The 21,122-nt window shown below is 69.3% G+C and carries 22 protein-coding genes; all 22 read right to left on the bottom strand.

Features of this window, described 5'->3' with window-relative positions; translation table 11 throughout:
• Positions 1 to 233: 233 nt before the first annotated feature.
• The 22 genes from ACLJQ7_RS38380 to ACLJQ7_RS38275 all read right to left on the bottom strand — a co-directional run bounded on the left by ACLJQ7_RS38380 (position 234) and on the right by ACLJQ7_RS38275 (position 21,119).
• Positions 234 to 1,169, bottom strand: coding sequence for a FliA/WhiG family RNA polymerase sigma factor (locus ACLJQ7_RS38380; protein ID WP_410653094.1), 936 nt, complete (start codon positions 1,167 to 1,169; stop codon positions 234 to 236).
• Between the two features lie 20 nt (positions 1,170 to 1,189).
• Positions 1,190 to 2,185, bottom strand: coding sequence for a tyrosine recombinase XerC (locus ACLJQ7_RS38375; protein WP_410653093.1), 996 nt, complete (start codon positions 2,183 to 2,185; stop codon positions 1,190 to 1,192).
• Between the two features lie 105 nt (positions 2,186 to 2,290).
• Positions 2,291 to 3,430, bottom strand: a complete 1,140-nt coding sequence (gene dprA, locus ACLJQ7_RS38370) for a DNA-processing protein DprA (RefSeq protein ID WP_410653092.1) — start codon at positions 3,428 to 3,430, stop codon at positions 2,291 to 2,293.
• Positions 3,427 to 4,938 (bottom strand): YifB family Mg chelatase-like AAA ATPase, encoded by a 1,512-nt coding sequence (locus tag ACLJQ7_RS38365; RefSeq protein WP_410653091.1) that lies wholly within the window; start codon positions 4,936 to 4,938, stop codon positions 3,427 to 3,429. Before ACLJQ7_RS38365 ends, dprA begins: the two co-directional genes overlap by 4 nt.
• Positions 4,939 to 5,325, bottom strand: coding sequence for a YraN family protein (locus tag ACLJQ7_RS38360; protein ID WP_410653090.1), 387 nt, complete (start codon positions 5,323 to 5,325; stop codon positions 4,939 to 4,941).
• A gap of 231 nt (positions 5,326 to 5,556) precedes the next feature.
• Positions 5,557 to 5,880 carry a DUF2469 domain-containing protein gene (locus tag ACLJQ7_RS38355; RefSeq protein WP_003096226.1) on the bottom strand — a complete coding sequence of 108 codons (324 nt, stop codon included), beginning with the start codon at positions 5,878 to 5,880 and terminating at the stop codon, positions 5,557 to 5,559.
• Positions 5,877 to 6,656 (bottom strand): ribonuclease HII, encoded by a 780-nt coding sequence (locus tag ACLJQ7_RS38350; protein ID WP_410653209.1) that lies wholly within the window; start codon positions 6,654 to 6,656, stop codon positions 5,877 to 5,879. The genes ACLJQ7_RS38355 and ACLJQ7_RS38350 overlap by 4 nt, the downstream gene beginning before the upstream one ends.
• A gap of 58 nt (positions 6,657 to 6,714) precedes the next feature.
• A complete protein-coding gene (gene lepB, locus ACLJQ7_RS38345) occupies positions 6,715 to 7,665 on the bottom strand; it encodes a signal peptidase I (protein ID WP_410653089.1) in 951 nt (316 codons plus the stop codon).
• A gap of 31 nt (positions 7,666 to 7,696) precedes the next feature.
• The gene (gene rplS / locus ACLJQ7_RS38340; RefSeq protein WP_005154717.1) at positions 7,697 to 8,065 is read right to left on the bottom strand and encodes a 50S ribosomal protein L19; all 369 of its coding nucleotides are present in this window, start codon (positions 8,063 to 8,065) and stop codon (positions 7,697 to 7,699) included.
• A gap of 160 nt (positions 8,066 to 8,225) precedes the next feature.
• Entirely contained in the window at positions 8,226 to 8,990 is a 765-nt protein-coding gene (gene trmD / locus ACLJQ7_RS38335) for a tRNA (guanosine(37)-N1)-methyltransferase TrmD (protein WP_410653088.1), read from the bottom strand.
• Positions 8,990 to 9,502: a ribosome maturation factor RimM gene (gene rimM / locus ACLJQ7_RS38330; RefSeq protein ID WP_410653087.1), complete on the bottom strand. Its 513-nt coding sequence runs from the start codon at positions 9,500 to 9,502 to the stop codon at positions 8,990 to 8,992. The genes trmD and rimM overlap by 1 nt, the downstream gene beginning before the upstream one ends.
• Before the next feature lie 16 nt (positions 9,503 to 9,518).
• Positions 9,519 to 9,758, bottom strand: coding sequence for an RNA-binding protein (locus ACLJQ7_RS38325; protein WP_003103110.1), 240 nt, complete (start codon positions 9,756 to 9,758; stop codon positions 9,519 to 9,521).
• Entirely contained in the window at positions 9,755 to 10,201 is a 447-nt protein-coding gene (gene rpsP, locus ACLJQ7_RS38320; protein WP_410653086.1) for a 30S ribosomal protein S16, read from the bottom strand. The genes ACLJQ7_RS38325 and rpsP overlap by 4 nt, the downstream gene beginning before the upstream one ends.
• A 157-nt stretch (positions 10,202 to 10,358) precedes the next feature.
• Complete coding sequence (locus ACLJQ7_RS38315; RefSeq protein ID WP_410653085.1) at positions 10,359 to 11,165, bottom strand: CPBP family intramembrane glutamic endopeptidase; 807 nt, start codon at positions 11,163 to 11,165, stop codon at positions 10,359 to 10,361.
• Between the two features lie 57 nt (positions 11,166 to 11,222).
• Positions 11,223 to 11,972, bottom strand: a complete 750-nt coding sequence (locus ACLJQ7_RS38310) for a CPBP family intramembrane glutamic endopeptidase (RefSeq protein ID WP_410653208.1) — start codon at positions 11,970 to 11,972, stop codon at positions 11,223 to 11,225.
• A 45-nt stretch (positions 11,973 to 12,017) separates the two neighbouring features.
• A complete protein-coding gene (locus ACLJQ7_RS38305; protein WP_410653084.1) occupies positions 12,018 to 13,091 on the bottom strand; it encodes an amidohydrolase family protein in 1,074 nt (357 codons plus the stop codon).
• Positions 13,092 to 13,094: 3 nt separating this feature from the next.
• Positions 13,095 to 14,633, bottom strand: a complete 1,539-nt coding sequence (ffh, locus tag ACLJQ7_RS38300) for a signal recognition particle protein (protein ID WP_410653083.1) — start codon at positions 14,631 to 14,633, stop codon at positions 13,095 to 13,097.
• Positions 14,634 to 14,711: 78 nt separating this feature from the next.
• A complete protein-coding gene (locus tag ACLJQ7_RS38295; RefSeq protein ID WP_410653082.1) occupies positions 14,712 to 16,277 on the bottom strand; it encodes a pentapeptide repeat-containing protein in 1,566 nt (521 codons plus the stop codon).
• A gap of 262 nt (positions 16,278 to 16,539) precedes the next feature.
• Positions 16,540 to 17,388: a Ku protein gene (locus ACLJQ7_RS38290; protein WP_410653081.1), complete on the bottom strand. Its 849-nt coding sequence runs from the start codon at positions 17,386 to 17,388 to the stop codon at positions 16,540 to 16,542.
• Positions 17,389 to 17,438: 50 nt separating this feature from the next.
• Positions 17,439 to 17,831, bottom strand: coding sequence for a hypothetical protein (locus ACLJQ7_RS38285; RefSeq protein WP_410653080.1), 393 nt, complete (start codon positions 17,829 to 17,831; stop codon positions 17,439 to 17,441).
• Between the two features lie 93 nt (positions 17,832 to 17,924).
• On the bottom strand, positions 17,925 to 18,767 hold the full coding sequence (locus ACLJQ7_RS38280) for an EamA family transporter (protein WP_410653079.1): 843 nt from the start codon (positions 18,765 to 18,767) through the stop codon (positions 17,925 to 17,927).
• Between the two features lie 36 nt (positions 18,768 to 18,803).
• On the bottom strand, positions 18,804 to 21,119 hold the full coding sequence (locus ACLJQ7_RS38275; RefSeq protein WP_410653078.1) for a [protein-PII] uridylyltransferase: 2,316 nt from the start codon (positions 21,117 to 21,119) through the stop codon (positions 18,804 to 18,806).
• Positions 21,120 to 21,122 lie beyond the last annotated feature (3 nt).

Genomic DNA, 21,122 nt, shown 5'->3' with positions numbered 1-21,122 from the left:
CGCCGTCCACCCGATCACGCGCGTCCACCCGAGCACACGTGCCGTCCACCCGAGCACACGCCGTCCATCCGAGCACGCGCGCCGGCCACCCGATTCCCTGTGTGAGCGAGCCTGCTGGATGACGCCGCGGAGCTGTCGAATCACGCCGGTCGCCAACGGCGGTCACGCGTGATCAGACGGACGACACGCGTGTTTGAACGGACGACACTCCGGCCAAGGGCCCGGGGTACGGCTCAGGCCTGCTCGACCAGTTTGGCGCGCAACCGCATGACGGCGCGGGTGTGCAGCTGGCTGACCCGCGATTCGGTGACGCCGAGAACCTTGCCGATCTCGGCGAGCGTCAGGCTTTCGAAGTAGTAGAGCCCGACCACGATCCGGTCGCGTTCGGTGAGCTGGGCGATCGCCTGCGCGAGCTGACGGCGGTTGTCCTGGTCGACCAGGACGGCCACCGGGTCGACGGCGCCGTCGTCGGGCAGGGTGTCGACCAGCGAGCCACTGTCCTTGCCCGCGGCGACCAGGTCTTCCAGGGCGATGACGCTGGTCAGCTGCATCTGGCCGTAGAACTCGCGCAGGTCGTCGACGCTGATTTCCAGCTCGGCCGCGAGTTCGGAGTCGGTCGGGGTGCGGTTCAGCCGGGCGCCGAGGCGTTCCAGGGCGCGTTCGGCTTCGCGGGCCTTGCTGCGCACCGCTCGGGGGACCCAGTCCTGGGAGCGGAGGTCGTCGAGGATCGCGCCCCGGATGCGCTGCATGGCGTAGGTCTCGAACCGCAGACCCCTGGCGGGTTCGAACTTCTCGATCGCGTCGACCAGGCCGAAGATCCCGGACTGGATCAGGTCGCCGACGTCGACGTGGGTCGGCAGCCCGGTGCCGACCCGGCCGGCGACGTATTTGACGAGCGGGGCGTAGTGCAGCACCAGCCGGTCGCGCACGACCTGGTCCGGAGACTCGGTGAACTCACGCCACAGCGCCTGGATCCCGGCGTCCACTTCGTAGCCGGTCCGCGCTTCGGGCGCGACGGCAGGACCGACCCCGCCGGGGCGGTGTTTCCCGGCGGCTTCGGTGACATGTGGGTCGGCGGTCATCGGGCCGCCGTTCTCAGCATGCGACTCAGCGTGGTCTCCGTGCTCGTGCGGATGCGCGTGCGCCGCCGGTTCGGGCCGCCGGGTCACCTGCCGAGTCCTCCCCGGCATCATCGGGCCCGGGGGTGTGCGCGGTCGTGGATCGCCTTCAGCCGATCGACGGTCACATGAGTGTAGAGCTGCGTTGTGGCCAGCGTAGCGTGACCAAGCAGTTCCTGAACGCTCCGAAGATCAGCGCCGCCTTCGAGCAGATGAGTGGCCGCGGAATGCCTCAGACCGTGCGGCCCCATGTCGTTCGCGCCCGGCACCGAACCGACGGCGTCGTGGACGACCCGGCGGGCCGTCCGCGGATCGAGCCTGCCTCCTCGCGCCCCCAAGAAGAGCGCCGCTTCCCCCGGGCCCTTCGTTTCGACGGCGAGCTTTCCCCTGCCCTCGTCCAGCCACACCCGCAAGGCCGCTTCGGCGGGGACGCCGAACGGCACGACACGTTCCTTGCCGCCCTTGCCCAGCACGAGCACGACCCGGCGGGAGAAGTCGACGTCACCCACGTCCAGCCCGCACAGTTCCGAGACCCGCACACCGGTCGCGTAGAGCAGTTCCACGATGGCACTGTCCCGCAAAGCCACCGGGTCGCGCTGTTCGGCACCGGCGGCTGAGAAGCGCATGACATCACTGGCCTGATCCGCGCGGAGGACCCCGGGAAGCTTGCGGTGCGCGCGCGGCGCCACTAGCCGCCCGCCCGGATCAGCCGCCAGTGCTCCGCCTCGGTGGGCCCACGCGGTGAAGGTGCGGGCCGCCGCCGCTCGCCTCGCCAACGTCGTCCGGCTTGCCCCTTCCTCGCGTTGCCGGGCCAGCCAGCCACGCAGCGTCCCGATGTCGAGATCGGAGAACCGGCCACCGTTCCCGTCCACGAACCCCATCAGCGACACCACGTCGCCGAGGTAGGCACGCACCGTATGCGCGGACAGCCCCCGTTCGAGGGAAAGGTGCCGCTCGTAGTCGTCGATCAGCTTCCGGACAGGCTCCGGCAGCGCGGCACGGGCGGCACGCAGATCGGGTCTGCGGGCGCGTCTCCCCGTGCCGTGGGGACCTTCGGTCGACGGCATGCCGATCACGCTGCGCGATGTACGGCGGATGGTCAAGTATCGCCGCACCCTGTTGCGGTGTCCGTGGTCGGATCGTGCCGGGATGGCGTCTCAGGTGTAGGCCAGTCAGGTCTTGGCGGCCCGTCTTCGCCACCCTGTGTCACCCCGTTCCGCGAAACCGTCGAGTTCGAGTGCCGGAAGCAGCGAACGGACACGTTCGACCGGGATGCCGGACTCGGCGGCGATCCGTTCCACGGGACGCGCCGATCGACCGGACAGCGCGTCGTGCACTCGCAGCGCCTCCGGGTCGAGCCGATCGGTGGGGCGGCGCGGTTTCGATGGATCCGCTCCCTGCGCCCCGAACCGTCCCGCCGTCTCGAGGATCTCGTCGACCGAGGTCACCAGCGTGGCCTCACCCTCACGGATCAGCGCGTGACAACCGGCGGACATCCCCGAAGACACCGGCCCCGGCATGGCCATCACGACCTTGCCGAGCGCTCCGGCCGTCGCCGCGGTGTTCCGCGCGCCGCTGCGCCTGCCCGCCTCGACCACGACGGTCCCTTCCGTGAGCGCAGCGATGAGCCTGTTCCGGACGAGGAAGCGATGCCTCGCGGGTGTGGTGCCCGGCGGGTACTCGCTGACCACCGCGCCGGTCTTCCCGATGGAGCGCAACAAGGTCGCGTGCTGAGCCGGATAACCGACGTCGACACCGCAGCCGAGCAGGGCGACCGTCGTACCGTCCGCGCTCAGCGCGCCCCGGTGGGCCGCGCCGTCGATGCCGTACGCCGCCCCCGAGAACACCGGGATTCCCCGGCTCGCGAGGTGGTAGCCCACCTCGGCCGCGTTGTGCTCGCCGTACCCGGTCGCCGCCCGGGCGCCGACGATCGCGATCGCCTGGTCCACGGCCTCGTCGAGCCGCGCGGGGCCGCGTACCCACAGCGCCAGCGGAGGCGCCACCCCGGAAACGCCCCTGCCCTGGGCCACGGCCAGCGAAAGCAACGGCCAGGCCGGCCATTCGTCGTCTTCCGGGATGACGAGGCGGGCGCCACCTGAATCGGCCCGCTCCAGATCTCGCTCGGCGTAGTCGTGCGCTCGCCGCGCGGCGGTCTCGTCGCGCACCTTCGGCGGGCACTCGGCGTTTCGCACTCGTTCCGCTGCGGCGACGGGGCCGAGTTCGCCGACGAAATCGGCCAAGGCGGGCGCCGGAGGCTCCGCCACGCGGAGGAGGTACGACCGCGCGACGCGTTCGGCATCGAGTTCACTCATCCGGATGACCTCTCTCGGAAGTTCAGGGCAGCCGCGACCTCATCCGCCTCCGGCTTGTCGGCGCTCTTCAGATCGGCGAGCGTCCAAGCGATACGAAGGCAGCGGTCGGCGCCGCGCGCGGTGATCGCGCCTCGTTCCAAAGCGCGGTCCAGCAACGCCGTGACCTGCGACGGCAGCGCGAACTCACGGCGCAGCGCCGGGCCGGGCACCTCCGCGTTCGTGAGCCAGCCTTGCTCCGCCCAGCGTTTTCCGGCTCGCTCTCTCGCCTCCAGCACTCGCTCCCGGACGGCCGCCGACGCTTCGGGCGGCTCGCTCAAGTGCGCGCTGAGAGCGGAAAGCGGGCGCAGCCGAACCCGCAAATCCACCCGATCGAGTAGCGGCCCGGACAGGCGGCTCAAATAGCGCCTCCGCACGGTCGCGGAGCACGTGCAGTCGGCGTCCTTCGCCGGCGCGCAAGGGCAGGGGTTCGTCGCCAGCACCAGTTGGAATCGTGCCGGATACCGCACCGCGCCCTTGACCCTCGCGATCCGCACTTCGCCCTCTTCGAGCACCGTGCGCAGCGACTCCAGCCGCTCCGGGCCGAATTCGCACACCTCGTCGAGGAACAGGATTCCCCGATGCGCCCGGCTGATCGCCCCGGGCACGGCAAGGCCGCTTCCCCCGCCGATCAGCGCGGGGACGCTGATCGAGTGATGCGGCGCGACGAACGGCGGCACGGTGACGAGCGGTGCGGACCGCGAAAGCGAACCGTCGATCGAATGAACCGCTGTCACCTGCAACGACTCTTCGGCGGTCAGCCGCGGAAGGAGGCCGGGCAGACGTTTGGCGAGCATCGTCTTGCCGACCCCGGGAGGTCCGGTCATCAGCAGGTGATGCCCGCCCGCCGCGGCCACCTCCAGCGCCCACCGCGCTTCCGGCTGACCCATGACGTCGGCGAGGTCGGGTACCTGCGGCGGATCCTGGACGACGGACGGCTCGGGACGGGTGAGTTCCCCTTCGCCCTTGAGCCAGTCCACGAACTCGCTCAGCCGAGCTACCCCGCCGACCTCCATGCCGTCCACGAGGGCGGCTTCGAACATCGACTCGGCGGGGACGACGGCCCTCCGGTATCCGGCGTTGCGCGCCGCCAGCAATCCCGGCAGGACCCCGCGGACCGCCCGCACCCGGCCGTCCAAGGCGAGCTCACCGAGCAGCACGGTGTTCAGCAGCTTCGTGGCGGGAACCGATCCGGTCGCGGCCATGACCGCCGCCGCGATCCCCAGGTCGTAACCGGATCCCACCTTCGGCAGATTCGCCGGCGACAGGCCGAGGATCACCCGCTCGTCCGGCCAGGTCCGCCCCGAATTGCGGACGGCGGAGCGGACCCTGTCCTTGGCCTCTTTCAGCCCCGTGTCGGGCAGTCCGACCATCGTCACCTTCGGCGAGCCGCCGCCGATGTCGGCCTCGATCTCGATCATCCTGCCTTCGACCCCGAGCAACGCGACGGACCAGGCCCTCGCCAGCGCCATTCAGAACGCCGCCTTGATATGCCGCACCTTGGGCTTGGCGTCGGGCCGGGCGACGATCGCGATGATGTCGTAGCGGACGGGGCACCAGCGGAGCATGAACTGACGCTGCCATTGGTACGCGAGACGGCGGATGCGGTCCGCCTTGTCCGGGGTCACCGCCTCGGCGGGCGTGCCGAAACCCACCCCGCTCCTCGTCTTCACCTCGCAGAAGACGAGGCGTTTGGTGTCGGTCGCGATGAGGTCCAGTTCGCCGTCACGGCAACGCCAATTGCGGCTCAGGACGACATAGCCCGTCTTTTCCAGATGCCGGACCGCGAGCTCCTCGCCCCATTTGCCCAGTTCGATATGTGGTGCCCCGGCGGGCGGCTGTTCGGCCGTGCTGGTCATCTCGATCCCCCTCAGCGATCGTCACGGTGTGTGTGCGATCAACGCTGCCAGGGTGAGGGGGCGGTGGACAGACCTGATTTCGGCGCCTGTGGACAACCGGGGTGTTGTGGATGGTTCGGCCGTCGCGGACGCTCGACGGCCGGAATTGTCGGTGGGCTGTGCTAAGCGCGCCGGAGATACGCGAAGGCCCCCTCCACGTGCTGAAGGGGGCCTTCGCGTACTTTTCGAAGTTCAGCCGGAGAACGGCCCGTCTTCCGGCAGCCGGAGGTCCGGTTTGTCGAGTTCTTCGACGTTGACGTCCTTGAACGTGATGACCCGGACGTGCTTGACGAACCGCGCGGGCCGGTACATGTCCCAGACCCACGCGTCGGACATGCGGACCTCGAAGTACACCTCACCGCCGCCGTCGCGCACCTGCACGTCGACGGCGTTGGCCAGATAGAACCGCCGCTCGGTCTCCACCACGTACGAGAATTGGCCGACTATGTCGCGATACTCGCGGTAAAGCGAGAGCTCCATCTCGGTCTCGTACTTCTCGAGATCCTCTGCGCTCATGAAATCCGCGCCCCTCCTCGCGATTTTGCTGCTGTTCCAGCGGCGGAGCGTTCATTGTTACCCACGTACGGGCCGAGGGCACGTATCGGCACGCTCGGGTTTTCCAGCGCCGCTACGGTCAGCACTACCGGGTGAGGCGGCGGCACGCGGTGCGCGGCGGCCGCGGTGGCCACGTTCGTGTACGACCAGCGATGGACCGGGCTCGGTCCGTGAGTGTTCAACGCCACGCTGTGGTCGGTGGTGCTGTAGCCCTTGTGCACGTCGAAACCGTAATGCGGGTGGACGTCGTGCAGGTCGCCCATGATCCGGTCCCGGGTGACCTTGGCCAGCACGGAGGCCGCCGCCACGCAGGCGACGGCCTTGTCGCCTTTCAGCACCGGGAGGCTCGGGGCGGGAAGCCCGGACACGCGGAATCCGTCGGTCAGGACGTAGCCAGGCGCGGTGCGCAGCGCCGAGACGGCGCGCCGCATGCCTTCGAGGTTCATCACGTGGATGCCGAACAGGTCGATCTCGGGCGCCGGGATGACGATGACCGAGTAGTCGACGGCACGCTGGACGACCCGGTCGTACACCCGGTCGCGAGCCTTGGCCGTGAGCACCTTCGAGTCGGTGAGCTCGGGCAGGCGGGCGGCGTCACCCGGACGCAGGACACAGGCGGCCACGACGAGGGGGCCGGCGCAAGCACCGCGCCCTGCCTCGTCGACTCCGGCGACGGGCCCGAGGCCCCGCCGGTCCAGCGCACCCTGCAACCCCCAGAAGAGGTCGCCACGCACCACTGCCCGCGGTGGCCGAAGCAGTTCGGCCGGTGTGAGCGGTACAGGAACTCTCAAGGCCTTACCGCTTTCGGTCGACCGCCTTGCGCACTCCGGCCGTCATTCGCCTGCCGAGGAAGAGCACGGGCCACGCCGCGGCGATACCGACGCCGAGGGGAAGCCCCTGCTGCCAGGCGGGCGCACCGAGCGCCAGCGGCTGGGCGTTCGCCTGCGGGTTGTGGTCCGAAACGCCACCCCAGCGACCCGGCGGGAGCACGATGATCCGCGCCTTCCCGATGATGTTCTCGACCGGGATCGCGCCGTTGACCCCGCCGCCGCCCTGACGCCGTGAGTCGCTCGAGTTGTTGCGGTTGTCGCCCATCACCCAGGCGTAACCGGCAGGCACCTTGACCGGAGCGAACGTGTCCTGGACGGGCTTGCCGCTCTCGTCCACGTTGGAACCCGGTTCCCAGTGGATGTACGGCTCGTCGAGCGCCTTGCCGTCCACGATCACCCGGTTCTGCGGATCGCAGCACTGCACCGTCTGCCCGGCGGTCGCGATGATCCGCTTGACGAAGTCACGCTCGTCCGGCGGCGCGAACCCGATCAGGGAACCCAGCGTGCGGAATCCGGTGACGAAGATGTTGCTGGACTCCGGCGTGTCGATCTCGCCGACCCAGGCGGGCGGGCCCTTGAAGACCACCACGTCACCCGGGCCGGGATCGGTGAAGTCGTACGTGATCCGATCTACCAGGATCCGGTCGCCCGTGCAACCCGGGCAGCCGTGCAACGTGGTCTCCATCGACCCCGAGGGGATCATGTAGACCTTGGCGAGGAACTGCTGGATCAAGATCGTCAGCACGAGTGCCACGACGATCAGGATCGGCAGTTCCTTCCAGAACGACCGCTTCTTGTTGACCTTGCCGAATTTCTTGGCGCCGGACCGGCCCCGGCGGGAGGCCCTGGTGGGGCGCTCCTCTTCGGGGCGATCGGGCTCGTCTTCGGAGGTGTTCTGGGACACGGGTTCGACCACGACGCCAGGCTACCGGTAACCGTGTGGCTACCTACTTGGCGGAGGTCGTCTCGCGGTTTTCGCGGCGTTCCTTGATCTTGGCGGCCTTGCCGCGCAGCTCGCGGAGGTAGTAGAGCTTCGCCCGGCGGACGTCGCCGCGCTTGAAGACCTCGACCTCGGCGATGTTCGGCGAGTGCACCGGGAAGGTGCGCTCCACGCCGATGCCGAACGACACCTTGCGGACCGTGAAGGTCTCGCGGATGCCGCCGCCCTGGCGACGCAGCACGACGCCCTGGAAGATCTGGTTGCGCTCGCGGTTGCCCTCGATGACGCGGACGTGAACCTTGAGCGTGTCGCCCGGTCGGAAGTCCGGGATGTCGGAACGCAGTGACTGCGCGTCCAGCGCGTCCAGGGTGTTCATCGGTGGTCCGTCCTCGTCTTCGTATGGCTTACGTGCAGCTTGGGCGCGCAGTGTCGGGCACTGCGACCTACCCGGGGGCTGATGGCGTTCCGGTGTACGGCGCCGGCTGCGAAGCCGCGCGTCCACTCACGCCAACCTGTCAAGTATTGCAGACCAGGCCTCAGGCGTTTGACCCGGCCTGGCCGGTGTCCTCGTGCAACCGCCCGAGGACGCCGAGATCGTGCTTGTCGAGACTACCTTCCGGCAGCTGCCCGATCAGTTCGGGTCTGCGCCGCACGGTGCGCTCCAGTGCCTGGTCGCGGCGCCAGCGGTCGATCAGCGCGTGGTTTCCCGAACGCAGGACGTCCGGTACGGCCAGGTCGCGCCAGACTTCCGGCCGGGTGTAGCTGGGGCCTTCGAGGAGCCCGTCGGAGAACGAGTCCTCTTCGGCGGAGCGCGCGTTCCCGAGGACTCCGGGCAGCAGCCGGACGACGGCCTCGACCATCACCAGTACCGCGGCCTCGCCGCCGACCAGCACATAGTCGCCGATGGAGACCTCGTCGACGGGCATCCGCCTCGCGGCGTCGTCGATCACCCGCTGGTCGATGCCCTCGTAGCGGCCGCACGCGAACACCAGGTGCTCCTCGGCGGCGTACTGGTGGGCCATGGCCTGGGTGAACGGCCGCCCGGCGGGGGTCGGGACCACGAGCCGGGTGTTCTCGCCGCAGACGTCGTCCAGGGCGGGGCCCCAGATCTGCGGTTTCATCACCATGCCGGGCCCGCCGCCGTACGGCGCGTCGTCGACGGCGCGGTGGACGTCGTGCGTCCAATCCCGCAGGTCGTGCACGCCGACCTCGATGAGGCCGCGGTCGATCGCGCGCCCGAGCAGCGCGGCGCGGAGCGGGTCGAGGTATTCGGGGAAGATCGTGACCACGTCGAGGCGCATCAGGCGTCCAGCAGGCCTTCCGGCGGGTCGAGGACGACGCGGCCGCCCGGGACGTCGACCGCCGGGACGATCGCCTTCACGAACGGCACCAGCACCTCGCGTCCGTCGTGTTCGATCGACAGCAGCTCACCGGCGGGCGAGTGCACGATTTCGAGCACCTTGCCGACGAGCGTGCCGTCGGCGAGTTCGGCCCGCAGGCCTTCGAGTTCGTGGTCGTAGAACTCGTCGGGGTCTTCGGTCGGCGGCAGCGTCGAGGTGTCGGCGATCAGCAACGCGCCGCGGAGGGTTTCCGCGACGTCCCTGGTCAACACCTCTTCGAAACGCACCAGCAGCCGCCCGCTGTGTTCGCGGGCGGCTGCGATGGTGAGATCTCTGCTGCTGCCGTCACGCAGCTTCGTCGTGACGGCCGAACCGACCGCGAACCGCTGTTCCGGCGAGTCCGTGCGCACGTCCACCGCGAGTTCCCCGCGGATTCCGTGCGCCTTGGCGATCCGGCCGACTACGACGTCCATCCCGTTCAGTCCCTGGTCAGCGATCGGTGTCGACGACGTCCACCCGGACGCCGCGGCCACCGATGCCGCCCATGACGGTGCGCAGGGCGGTCGCGGTACGACCGCCCCGGCCGATCACCTTGCCGAGATCGTCGGGGTGCACGTGCACCTCGAGCGTGCGGCCACGGCGTGTGGTCAGCAGCTCGACCCGGACCTCGTCCGGGTTGTCGACGATCCCGCGCACCAGGTGCTCGAGGGAGTCAGCGAGGAAGCTCACGCCTCGGCCTTGTCACCCTCGGCGGCCTCGGCCTTGTCGGCTTCGGCCTTCTTCGGGGCGGACTTCTTCTTCGGCGTGGTGGCCTCGGCGGAGGACGAGTCACCGGCGGCGGCGAGCGCGGCGTTGAACAGGTCCTGCTTCGACGGCTTCGGCTCGGCGACCTTCAGGGTGCCCTCGGCGCCGGGCAGGCCCTTGAACTTCTGCCAGTCACCGGTGATCTCGAGGATGCGCTGGACCGGCTCGGTCGGCTGGGCACCGACGGACAGCCAGTGCTGGGCCCGCTCGGTGTCGACCTCGATGAAGCTCGGCTCTTCCTTGGGGTGGTACTTGCCGATCGTCTCGATGGCCTTGCCATCACGGCGGGTGCGCGCGTCGGCGACGATGATGCGGTAGTACGGCGCACGGATCTTGCCGAGACGCTGCAGCTTGATCTTGACGGCCACGGGTGTGGGTACTCCTCAGTTCTCTCTGATGCATGTGGAAGGCGCACGCCAGCCGAGTGGGGATACGGCTGCGCACACCCGAAGGGTGAGCTCGGGCGCGGTGAGAGGGTCCGGCCAAAGCAGGCAAGCGTACATTCTGCCAGACGCCGACCGACCGTCAGAACGCGGCTATCCCGAGCGAGGCGAGCAGGATGGTCACGGCAGGGAGGAAGTTGTTCACCTGATGGGCGACCACGCTGCCGAGCAGCCGTCCGGTGAACACCCTGGCCAGCCCGATCGGGATCGCGATCACCAGCAGCAACGTGGTGCGCAGCGGTTCGAGGTGGCTCGCCGCGAAGACGGCCGTGGAGACCAGGAACGCCGCGATCCTCCCCCAGCGTTCGGTGCGCCAGGTCAACCGCTCCACCGCGCCCCACAGGAGGCCTCGGTAGATGATCTCCTCGCAGATCGGCCCGACCAGCCACAGGTAGATGAACATGACCACGGCCGCCGAGACCGACATCCGCCGGTCCTCCACGAGCGCGCTGATCGCCGAGGTCGCGTTCTCGTTGCCGACGACCTGCGTCCAGACGTAGGCGGCGAGCGAGGTGAGCCCGAGCCCGAGCACGCCGAGTTTGAGCCCGACCTTGACGTCGGCCCAGCTCCAGCCAATCCGCAGATCGGTGAACGGGCCGTTGCCGCGCAGGCGGGTGATCAGCAGCGCGACCCCGGCGGCGAACATCGTCGGCACCATGGTGCCCAGCAGCACCATGCGCATCGGCAGGGGCTGACCGGGCTGGACGTCGCCGAGCAGGACGCTGATGAACGCCGCCGACGCCAGCAGGACGGCTTCCACCAGGAGGAAGGCCCCGAATCCCCAGCGATGCGGCGGTGGCGTGTCGGACGCGGCCACCTCACCTCCGGCCGTGAGTTCGTCCGGCGGCGCGGCCTCGGGAATCGGCTCCCTTGGCTGAGATACGGTCACGCCGATCCTCCGGTGATCGTTCGGTTACTCAAAGACTCTAACCGCCTGGACCGGCGATCACCTCGCCGCGAAGAGCAATACAGCCGGTGGGAGGTTGTTGGCCGCGTGCGCGATGACGGCCGCGCTCACCCGGCCGGAGAGATATCGGGCGAGACCGATGGCGATGCCCTGGCCGAACAGCGCGATCGTGCGCGCGGCCTCGCCGTGCAACTGGGCGAACACCAGCGCGGTGACCAGCAAGATCACCCATGAGGGCAGACGGTGGAAGCCCATGGCGTTCCACAGCGTGCCGCGGAAGAGCAGTTCTTCGGTGACCGGAGCGGCGAGGACGACGATGACCGCGGCCAGCACCAGCCAGATCGTGTCGCCGCCGGTGGTGCCCGACAGCTCGGTGATCGGGCCGGGCGAGACGTCGGAGAAGGTCCGGTCGTCGCTGTCGGTCCCGTAGACGGCGAGCAGGAGCAGGTTGAGGAGGTAGCCGGCGGCGAGCGCTGCGGCCCCGCAGGCGAGCCCGATCCGGACGTCGCGCCAGGTGGGCTTGAGGCCGAAGTCCGTGCGGAGCCCCTGCCCCCACACGCGTGAACCGACCGCGGGGCCGAGACCGAGGACGAGGGTCGGCAGGAACGCCAGGATCAGCAGCGGGCCGACGTCACGCAGTTCCAGCGGGTCGTAGCCGCCGAAGCGGCCCGACATCAGGAAGCTCATGACGAGCGTGACGAGGTGGTATCCGGCTATACCCGCGAAGAACGCTACGAAGCCCCAGTGCGCTCCGAGCACCAGACGCTCGCGAGCCTGCCCGTCGTCCACCACGCCTCCACGCTAAGTGCCGCTCCGGTCACCGGTGGAGTCGGGTCAGGCGTAGATCTTGCCACGCAGGACGATATGGCTCGGATGCCGCAGCACCGCGAGATCCTCGCGCGGGTCGGTCGGGTAGACGAGCAGATCGGCCGAAGCGCCATCGACGATTCCCGGTACGCCAAGCCATTCGCGGGCCGCCCACGAAGCCGAAGCCAGCGCCTGCTCCGCGGACATGCCCGCCTTGTGCAGCGCCTCGACCTCATCGACGAGCCTGCCGTGTTCGACCATGCCGCCCGCGTCGCTTCCGGCATACACCGCGACGCCCGCCTCGATCGCCGTCGAGACCATCTCCCCCACACCGGCGTGCAGCGCCCGCATGTGGTCGGCGTACACCGGGTATTTGCCCGCCTTGTCCGCGATACCCGGGAAGTTCTCGATGTTGATCAGGGTCGGCACGAGCGCGATCCCGCGTTCGGCGAGGACGTCCAGCTGGTCCGGGAGGAGTTCTGTGCCGTGTTCGAGGCAGTCGATCCCCGCGTCGATCAGGCCGGGCAACGCGGCCTGGCCGAATACGTGTGCCGTCACCTTGGCGCCCTCGGCGTGCGCGACGGCGATCGCCTCGGCGAGGACGTCGTCGGGCCAGAGCGGCGCGAGATCACCGGCACCGCGGTCGATCCAGTCGCCGACGAGTTTGACCCAGCCGTCGCCGTCACGCGCTTGCTCGGCGACCGCCTTCGGCAGCTCGGCAGGGTCTTCGAGCTCGATGCCGAGGCCGGGGATGTAGCGCTTGCGCAGGGCGAGATGCCGTCCGGCGCGGATGATCCGCGGCAGATCGGCCCGCTCCTGCAACGGCCGGACGTCGATCGGCAGCCCGCAGTCGCGGATCAGCAGCGTGCCGGCGTCGCGATCGGTGATCGCCTGTTCGGTGGCCTCTTCCAGCGTGGTCGCGCCGCCGACGCCGATGCCGGGGTGACAGTGCGCGTCGACCAGACCGGGAACGAGAAAGCCTTCCCGGACCACGGTTTCCGCTCCGGCGACCGGTTCGGTGGTGATACGGCCGCCGGTGACCCACAGCTCGCGGTGCTCGCCGTCCGGCAGGACCACGCCGGCCAGGTGCAGCGCCTCCACGGGCTACTTGTCCTTCGGCAGCTTGAACTTCTTCGGGTCGAACCCGGGTACGTCGTTCATGCCGCCGAGCTGCGAGAGGTCGGGCATCCCGCCGCCGGCGCCGGGCATCCCGCCCGGGGGCAGCATCGGCATGCCGCCGGGGAAGCCACCGCGGACCTTGGGCTGCGTCGGGCCGCGTCCCTTGCCCTTCTTCCCCTTCTTGCCCTTGCGGTTCTTGCTGCCGCCCCCGCCGCCGAAGCCGAACCGGCCCGCCATCTGCGCCATCATCTTGCGCGCTTCGAAGAACCGGTTGACCAGGTCGTTGACGTCGCGGACGGCGACACCGGAACCCTTCGAGATCCGGATGCGGCGCGAGGCGTTGATGATCTTCGGGTCGGCCCGCTCGGCGGGGGTCATGCCGCGGATGATCGCCTGCAGCTTGTCGAGCTGCTTGTCGTCGACCTGGGCGAGCTGGTCCTTCATCTGCCCGGCGCCGGGCAGCATGCCGAGCAGGTTGCCGATCGGGCCCATCTTGCGGACCGCGAGCATCTGCTCGAGGAAGTCTTCGAGGGTGAGCTGGCCGCTGCCGAGCTTGGCGGCGGTCTGCTCGGCCTTCTCCTGGTCGAAGTGCTCCTCGGCCTGCTCGATGAGGCTGAGCACGTCGCCCATGCCGAGGATCCGGCTGGCCATCCGGTCCGGGTGGAAGAGGTCGAAGTCCTCGAGCTTCTCACCGTTGGAAGCGAACAGGATCGGCTGGCCGGTGACCTGGCGGACCGACAGCGCGGCACCACCGCGGGCGTCACCGTCGAGCTTGGTGAGCACGACACCGGTGAAGCCGACGCCGTCGCGGAACGCCTCGGCCGTGGTGACCGCGTCCTGACCGATCATCGCGTCGACGACGAACAGCGTCTCGTCCGGCGAAACGGCGTCGCGGATGTCCGCCGCCTGCTTCATCAGCTCTTCGTCGACGCCGAGACGGCCGGCGGTGTCGACCAGGACGATGTCGTGCTGGGCGCGCTTGGCCTCGTCGATGGCGCGGCGGGCGACGTCGACCGGGTCGCCGACGCCGTTCCCCGGCTCGGGGGCGAAGACCGCGACCCCGGCCCGCTCGCCGACGATCTGCAGCTGCGTGACCGCGTTGGGGCGCTGGAGGTCACACGCGACCAGCATCGGCGCGTGGCCCTGCTTCTTCAGCCACATCGCGAGCTTGCCCGCGAGCGTCGTCTTACCGGCACCCTGCAGACCCGCGAGCATGACGACCGTCGGCGGGTTCTTCGCGAACGTGAGCCGCCTGGTCTCGCCGCCGAGGATGGTGACGAGTTCCTCGTTGACGATCTTGATGACCTGCTGCGCCGGGTTGAGCGCGCCGTGCACCTCGGCGCCCTTGGCGCGCTCCTTGATCCGGGCGATGAAGTCCTTGACCACGGACAGCGCGACATCCGCCTCGAGCAGCGCGATACGGATCTCGCGCGCGGTGGCGTCGATGTCGGCGTCGGAGAGCCTGCCCTTGCGAGACAGCGTCTGCAGGGCGGACGTGAGCCGATCGGAGAGGGTGTCGAACACGGGTGTGCACGCTCCAGCTGGGTCGTTGTGGCGTGCCGGTACGGACCGGCGGCTTTCCAGGGTAGTCGGTGTTCGAGGTCAGCGTTTGACGCGGTTGCGCACGGCCAGCAGGGTCAGGCCGAGCAGCAGCGGCCCGAGGACGCGCGTGACCAGCCGCAGGACCTCTCCGAGCGGCGTCAGGTCCTTCGGCAGTGACGCCAATTTCGTTTCCAGCGAAACGGTGCTTTGGGCGACGTAGATCAAGGTGTCACCGAAGGCGGGTGTGGTCTTGAAGCCGCCCAGCCACATGCTCGTGCTCACGACGGCTATGAGGACCGCCAGGGTCGCGAGGGCCCTGAGGCCATAGCCGGAAACGAGCCAGTAGAGATGGAGGATGACGCGCTCGGACCACGGGGTGGCCCGGCTGTGGCGGCGCATCTCCATCTCGCCGTAGTAGAAGTCGGCGGCACCGGGCTCGTTCTTGCTGTCTTCCTGTGCCTTGCGCAGCTGGCGGTACAGGTCGGCGACGCGGCGGGGCCCGACGGGCACGTTCCGGTCGGCACGCCACGCCAGTTCCTCGGCGAGGACCTGGCGTCTGCGGTACGAGCCGAACGTGCAGATTCCCTCCAATCGGAGCTTGTCGAGGTGATGCGCGCCAGCGAAACGACAGTCCGACAGGGAGATGTCGGTAAGCATGAGGTCCACGACGTCGGTTTCCCGCAGAGAAATCACCGCCGCGGTGGCGCCCGATACGATCGCCGATGTTTTCCTCGGGATCACCTGATCGAACTTGACTCTCGCCCGCGAAACCCGAAGTGACACCCCTTCTTCGAAGACCGCTCTCGTACAGTCCACTTCCACCGCGTCCGTCTCCACGATGAGATTTCGCCGGAAGACTGCGGACTCCAGAATCAGCTTTCTCGCCGATATCGGCCCGAGCAGGTCGACTCGTTCGAATTCCGCCCCTTGGAAGTCGACCTCACCCGCCGAAGAAACCCCGCCGAACTCGACGACCCCACCGAAGCGAGCACCATGGAAGCGAGCGGCTCCACCGAAGTTCGCTCCACGAAAAGACACTAGGTCGGCGAACTTGGCACCGGCGAACTGCGCCGTGCCACGGAAAGTCGCTCCTCCGAAATACGAATATCCATGGAAGCCAGCCTTCTCGAACCAGGCCTTGCCCATGAAAGTGGTTCCTTCATCGAAGGTCACGCCGTTCCTGAACAGAGCTTCCTGGAACGTGGCGATCCCACCGAACTCGACGTTCACCAGCATCGAGTCCCGTGCGAAATCAGCCTGATTGAATGCTGCGTCACCGGCGAAACGAACATCTTCGAACAAGGCGTCGTTCAAATTCGCGAAATCGAACATCGCGTGGCCGGTGAATTCGACCCGGCGAAAGCTGACGGTCTCCATCGTGGCCTCCGCGAAATCCGCGTCGCCGAGCACCGCGCGCTGCCCGTCGCTCCGCGCCGCGTCCAGCAGCCGATCGATCAGCGATGCGGAAAGTTCCGTCCCCCGGAGGTCCACCTCCGAATTCGGCGCGATGCCGTCGAAATATCTGTCCTGGACCGCGGGCTCGCTATGGACCAGGCAGCGGTCATGCTCGTTGAGCCGGATGCCGATGCACGATTTGACGACACACGTGGGCCACGGCTTGTCCATGTCCACAGTTCTAACGCAAAAACAGCGCTCCGGGACCGATCGCCCCTCGCAGACCGGTACCGGAGCCCCTACGGAAGGCTCGCCTCCCCGCGAGCCGACCGTAAGCACACTTGGCGAGCTTCGCGGGACTCGGTATCGCCGGACCCCCAGTACCAGGCGATTCGCTGCCCGCGCTTTCTCGCCGCGCGATGACATAACCATGCCTGGTCACCCTGGGGTCACGGCAGCGTGAAGACCCCCAACTCCCCCTGAGTAGATCTACTCAACTGGTTTTGGCCGACGACGCCGACGACGCAGCCCGCTTCGCCCGCGTCCGCGCCTGGCGCGCCTTGTCGGCCGCTTCCTGGGCTTTCTCGACCGGGCCCTGCTGCAAGGCCGCCAGTAGCCGCGTCACGCCTTCCGCCTGTTCGGCGGCGGTCGGCTGGAGGACGTCGTCGCCGTCCAGCTTGGCCTGGATGAGCGCTTCGAGCGCCTCGCGGTAGTGATCGTTGTACCGGCCGGGGTCGAAATCCTGGGTGAGGTCCTCGATCAGCGAGACCGCGTTCCGCAGTTCCCCGCGCCGCAGGTCGACGTCCTCGTGCAGGAACGGGAAGTCGGGCCGCCGGATCTCGTCGGGCCACAGCATCGTCTCGAGCAGGATCACCTGGTCCCGCACGCGCAGCGCCCCCAGTGTTTCGCGCTGCCGCAAGGTCACCTTCACGATCGCGATCCGCCCGGACTGCTGCAGCGCCTCGCTCAACAGCACGTACGGCTTGGTGCCGGCAGGCTCCGGCTCGAGGTAGTAGCTGCGCGCGAAGTGCATCGGGTCGACCTGCTCGGCGGGGACGAAGCCGACGACGTCCATCGACTGGGTGGTCGGCGGGAGCAGCGACGCGAAATCCCCGGAGGTCAGCAGGACGACGTCGCCGTTGGGGACGGGATATCCCTTGGCGATCTCGGCCGCGGGCACTTCGGCGCCGTCGACCTCGCAAACCCACTTCACCCGCACCCGGCCCCCGTCGGGCTCATGGACCTGATGGAGGGGGACGTTGTGCTCTTCGGTCGCGCTGTACGCCTTCACCGGAATGGCGTAGGTCCCGAATCCGATCGTGCCTTTCCACACCGCTCGCATGGCCCACCTCCGACTGGTCAGCGTATCCACGCGCCGAAGGGGCGGGACAGCTACAAACGGGTGTCAGGGGCGACAGATTCGCTCACACATTCGAATGATGGGCGGGATTCGGCGAGTGCTTCGGCCGAACAGTCGACAGCGGTGGCCGCCGCACGGAGTACTTCGGCGACGACCTCGACGTCGGTCATCGGGGCCGTCGCCAACACGCCGTCCCCTCCGCCTTCGACCCGGCCTGCCATGCCTTCGAGCGCGATGGCGAGGGCCTGCTGACCGGCGACGAGGTGCCGGACCACTTTGAGCAGTTCGGGCACGGTCGCGGCGGTACCGGACGCGGTGAGGGAGACGGCGAGATCGTCCGCGCACGCACGGAGGTGGGAAGCCACGACGGTCGGCGGAAGCGTGATCCGCTGTGGTCCGGGCGAGTCCTGCTCGTGGTCGAGCACGTGCTCACCGCCCCTCCGGCTCCTTCGGGTCTCGACCGCGCACATCCTGCCACCGCTACCCTCCGCGATTCGCGCGACACCCCGGTCCCGGCGTCAGCCGTAGCCGAGCAGGACCACCGCGGCCGCCGCCAGGACCAACCCGGCGGATCGCACAGGTCCCGGCCGCTCACGCAGTGCCACGATGCCGAGGACGACCGGCACGACCGGATAGAACGACGCCAGCACCACCGCGATCGTGGTCAGTCCCTGACGAGTGGCGAGGAGATACAGAACCAGTGACAACGCGGCGAAGCAGCCGTTCGCCGCCGAGCCGACGGCGAAGCGCCACGGCAGCCGCACACCGTTGCCCCTTCGGATGACGACCGGGAGGATCGCCGCGGTCGCCGCCAGCCTGCTCGCCACGACCGGCCAGAGACCGGCTTCCGGTGCCGCCTGTGCCAACGCCAGATACTGGACGGCGAATCCGGCGCTGGCGATCAGCGCGTCCCGGACCGCGGGCTTCGTGCCTTCCGCGTCGCCCGCGCCGGACCGCGAAACAGCCCCCAGCGCGAGCACCGCCAGCCCGATCCCGGCGAACGCCGGCACCGAGGGACGCTCATCCAGCAGGGTCACGCCGACGAGCACGGGCAGCGTCACGCTGCCCACCGCGCTGATCGGCACCACGATGCTCATCGCCCCGCCGATCAGGCCGCGATAGAGGAAGACCATGCCGACGGCCGTGCCCAGGCCGGAGGCCGCGCCCCAGACGAGGTCCGGCATCGACGGATCCGCCGGCGTGAGCAGCAGCACGGCACCGAGCATGAACACGAAACCGCCCGCCTGACCGACGAACGCGACGGCGGCGAAGTCGGCTCGCCTGGCCAGGAGCCCGCCCGCGAAGTCCACGAATCCGTAACAGAGGGCGGATCCCAGTGCGAGCATTGTGGGATCGGGCATGGATTGGCTTACCCGGCGCCCGGCGTCACCAAACGATCAAGAAGCGGCCGCCAGCAGCGCGGCTTCGATCTTGGACCGCCACTCCTGGTCGACGCGGCCCGCCCGCGGCGCGACGGCGAACGAGTCGACGACGGCGGCACCGAGTGTGGCCACCTTCGCCCAGCGCACCTCGGCCTCGCACCGGCGCAACGCGCCCGCGACCCGGTACAGCAGCCCGATCCGGTTCGCGGCCCGCAGTTCGACCACGACCGTGTCGTGCCCGCTGGTCTCGTCGTCGAACCAGATCACCTTCGCTCCGGCCGACGGCGTCTCTCCTCCGCCGTAGTCCCGTTCCTTCGCCGCGAGCCGCTGGGTGAGCGGCAGCGTCCCGGCCACCGCCCGCGCGAACTGCTCACGCAGCAGGGTGACGTCGGGCAGCGAGCCGAACTTCGGCGACGCCGTGAACACGCCCGCCCGTCCCCCGTCGTGCCCGCGCAGCACCGCCGCGTGGACCTCGAGCGAGTTCAGCGCGAGCACCCCGGCTGCGGGAGCCAGCAGTTCCGCCCGGGCCGGGACCGCCAGCACCACGGTCACGACCTTGCCGGCGGCGGTGATGCGCACCTCGCCACGGCCGGACGCGACGGCTTCGGCGACGAGTTCCCGCTGTTCGGCACCCATCGGCTCCGGCGGCACGAAGCCCTTGCCGTGCAACGCTTCTTCGCAACCGGACACGAGTTCGGCGAGCAGACGCGCCTTCCAGTCCGTCCACACCCCTGGCCCGGTGGCCAGCGAATCGGCCGTCGTCAGGGCGTGCAGCAGTTCCAGCAGGACGAGGTTCTCGTCGAGTGTCTTCGTCACCCGCTGGATCGTGGCGGGATCGCTGATGTCCCGCCGCGTCGCGGTGTGCGGCAGCAGCAGGTGATGCCGGACCATCGCCGCGACCAGTGCCGAATCGGCGTCCGTCAGGCCGAGCCGGTCCGCCACCTGTGCGGTGATCTTCGCGCCGAGTTCGGAATGGTCCGCGTCGCGGCCCTTGCCGATGTCGTGCAGCAGAGCGCCGATCAACAACAGATCCGGCCGCGAAACGGTGGTCGTCAGTTTCGACGCCTCGACCGCGGCACGCACGAGATGCCGGTCGACGGTCCAGGAATGCACCGGCGACCTCGGCGGAAGATCCCGCACCGCCCCCCATTCGGGGAACAGGCGCGCCCACAGGCCGGTCCGGTCCAGCGCCTCCACGGCGTCGACGAGTCCCTCACCCGCGCCGAGCATCTCCACCAGCGCCTTGAGGGCGTCGGCGGGCCAGGGCGCGCGTAGTTCCGGCGCGGTTTCGGCGAGGGCTCGCAGGGTCCCGTGCGCAATGGGCTTCCGGATCCGCGCCGACGCCGCGGCGACCCGCAGCAGGAGGGCGGGATCCTTGGCGGGCACCGCGTCCCGGGCCAGCGCGACCTCGTTCCCGTGCAGGACCACACCCTCGTCGAGCGGCGTCCGCACCGGCCGCCGCCCGAACCGCGCCTTGGGGGGTTCCACAGTGGACCGGAGCGCCACGTCCACCGCGTACGCGATCGTCCGCCCGACACCGGAAAGCTTGCGCGCCAAGGTGAACCGGTCGCCGAAGCCGAGCTCACCCGCGACCGTCTCGGCCTCCGGCGCGCTGAGGATGTCCCGCTCCCGGCGGAGTTCCCGGCGCAGTTCCGTCCGGACGTCGAGCAGCAGGCTCTTGGCCGCCAGCAGTTCCTCGCCGGGTCTCGCCGTCAGCTGTGCCGCCGCCAGCGCTTCCAGGACGGCGAAGTCGCGAAGCCCACCCCGGCCGTGCTTGAGATCCGGCTCGGCGGACTGCGCGATCTCGCCACTGCGGGCCCAGCGCCGGCGCACCGCGTCCGCCAGTTCGTCGATCCGTTTCCTGGCCGTCCGCCGCCACTGGTCCCGTGCCGCGGCCGCCAGCCTCGCGGTGATCTCGGCGTCGCCGGAGATGTGGCGGATGTCGAGCAGCCCCATCGCGGTCCGCAGATCCTCGGACGCCACCTTCAGCGCCTCACCCGGTGTGCGCACCGAGTGGTCGAGGCCGATCTTGGCGTCCCACAACGGGTACCAGATCGCGTCGGCGATCTCGCCGACCCGCGAGTTCCCGTTGTGCAGCAACAAAAGGTCGAGATCGGAGAAGGGCACCAGCTCGCTGCGCCCCAGGCCGCCGACGGCGGCCAGCGCGACACCGGGTTCAGCGGTGTCGACGCCGGCCGCCGAAGCGCCCTTGCCCAACCAGAATTCGTAGAGGTCTACCAGGGCCGCCCGCAACGCGGTCGCCCCCAGCCTCCCGTGCCTGCCCTCGAGCAACCGCTCGGTGGCCTTGACCAGTTCACCCCCGTCGGCCATCCG

The organism is Amycolatopsis sp. cmx-4-54, from assembly GCF_046548895.1.
Classification (GTDB): Bacteria; Actinomycetota; Actinomycetes; order Mycobacteriales; family Pseudonocardiaceae; genus Amycolatopsis.
This window is presented reverse-complemented; position numbering and strand designations above follow the sequence as displayed.

What these genes read in the sequence shown, in the direction of transcription:
- ACLJQ7_RS38375 (WP_410653093.1), bottom strand. Translation starts at nt 2,185, where the DNA reads ATGCCGTCGACCGAAGGTCCCCACGGCACGGGGAGACGCGCCCGCAGA.
- dprA (WP_410653092.1), bottom strand. Translation starts at nt 3,430, where the DNA reads ATGAGTGAACTCGATGCCGAACGCGTCGCGCGGTCGTACCTCCTCCGC.
- ACLJQ7_RS38365 (WP_410653091.1), bottom strand. Translation starts at nt 4,938, where the DNA reads ATGGCGCTGGCGAGGGCCTGGTCCGTCGCGTTGCTCGGGGTCGAAGGC.
- ACLJQ7_RS38360 (WP_410653090.1), bottom strand. Translation starts at nt 5,325, where the DNA reads ATGACCAGCACGGCCGAACAGCCGCCCGCCGGGGCACCACATATCGAA.
- ACLJQ7_RS38355 (WP_003096226.1), bottom strand. Translation starts at nt 5,880, where the DNA reads ATGAGCGCAGAGGATCTCGAGAAGTACGAGACCGAGATGGAGCTCTCG.
- rplS (WP_005154717.1), bottom strand. Translation starts at nt 8,065, where the DNA reads ATGAACACCCTGGACGCGCTGGACGCGCAGTCACTGCGTTCCGACATC.
- trmD (WP_410653088.1), bottom strand. Translation starts at nt 8,990, where the DNA reads ATGCGCCTCGACGTGGTCACGATCTTCCCCGAATACCTCGACCCGCTC.
- rimM (WP_410653087.1), bottom strand. Translation starts at nt 9,502, where the DNA reads ATGGACGTCGTAGTCGGCCGGATCGCCAAGGCGCACGGAATCCGCGGG.
- ACLJQ7_RS38295 (WP_410653082.1), bottom strand. Translation starts at nt 16,277, where the DNA reads ATGGACAAGCCGTGGCCCACGTGTGTCGTCAAATCGTGCATCGGCATC.
- ACLJQ7_RS38290 (WP_410653081.1), bottom strand. Translation starts at nt 17,388, where the DNA reads ATGCGAGCGGTGTGGAAAGGCACGATCGGATTCGGGACCTACGCCATT.
- ACLJQ7_RS38280 (WP_410653079.1), bottom strand. Translation starts at nt 18,767, where the DNA reads ATGCCCGATCCCACAATGCTCGCACTGGGATCCGCCCTCTGTTACGGA.
- ACLJQ7_RS38275 (WP_410653078.1), bottom strand. Translation starts at nt 21,119, where the DNA reads ATGGCCGACGGGGGTGAACTGGTCAAGGCCACCGAGCGGTTGCTCGAG.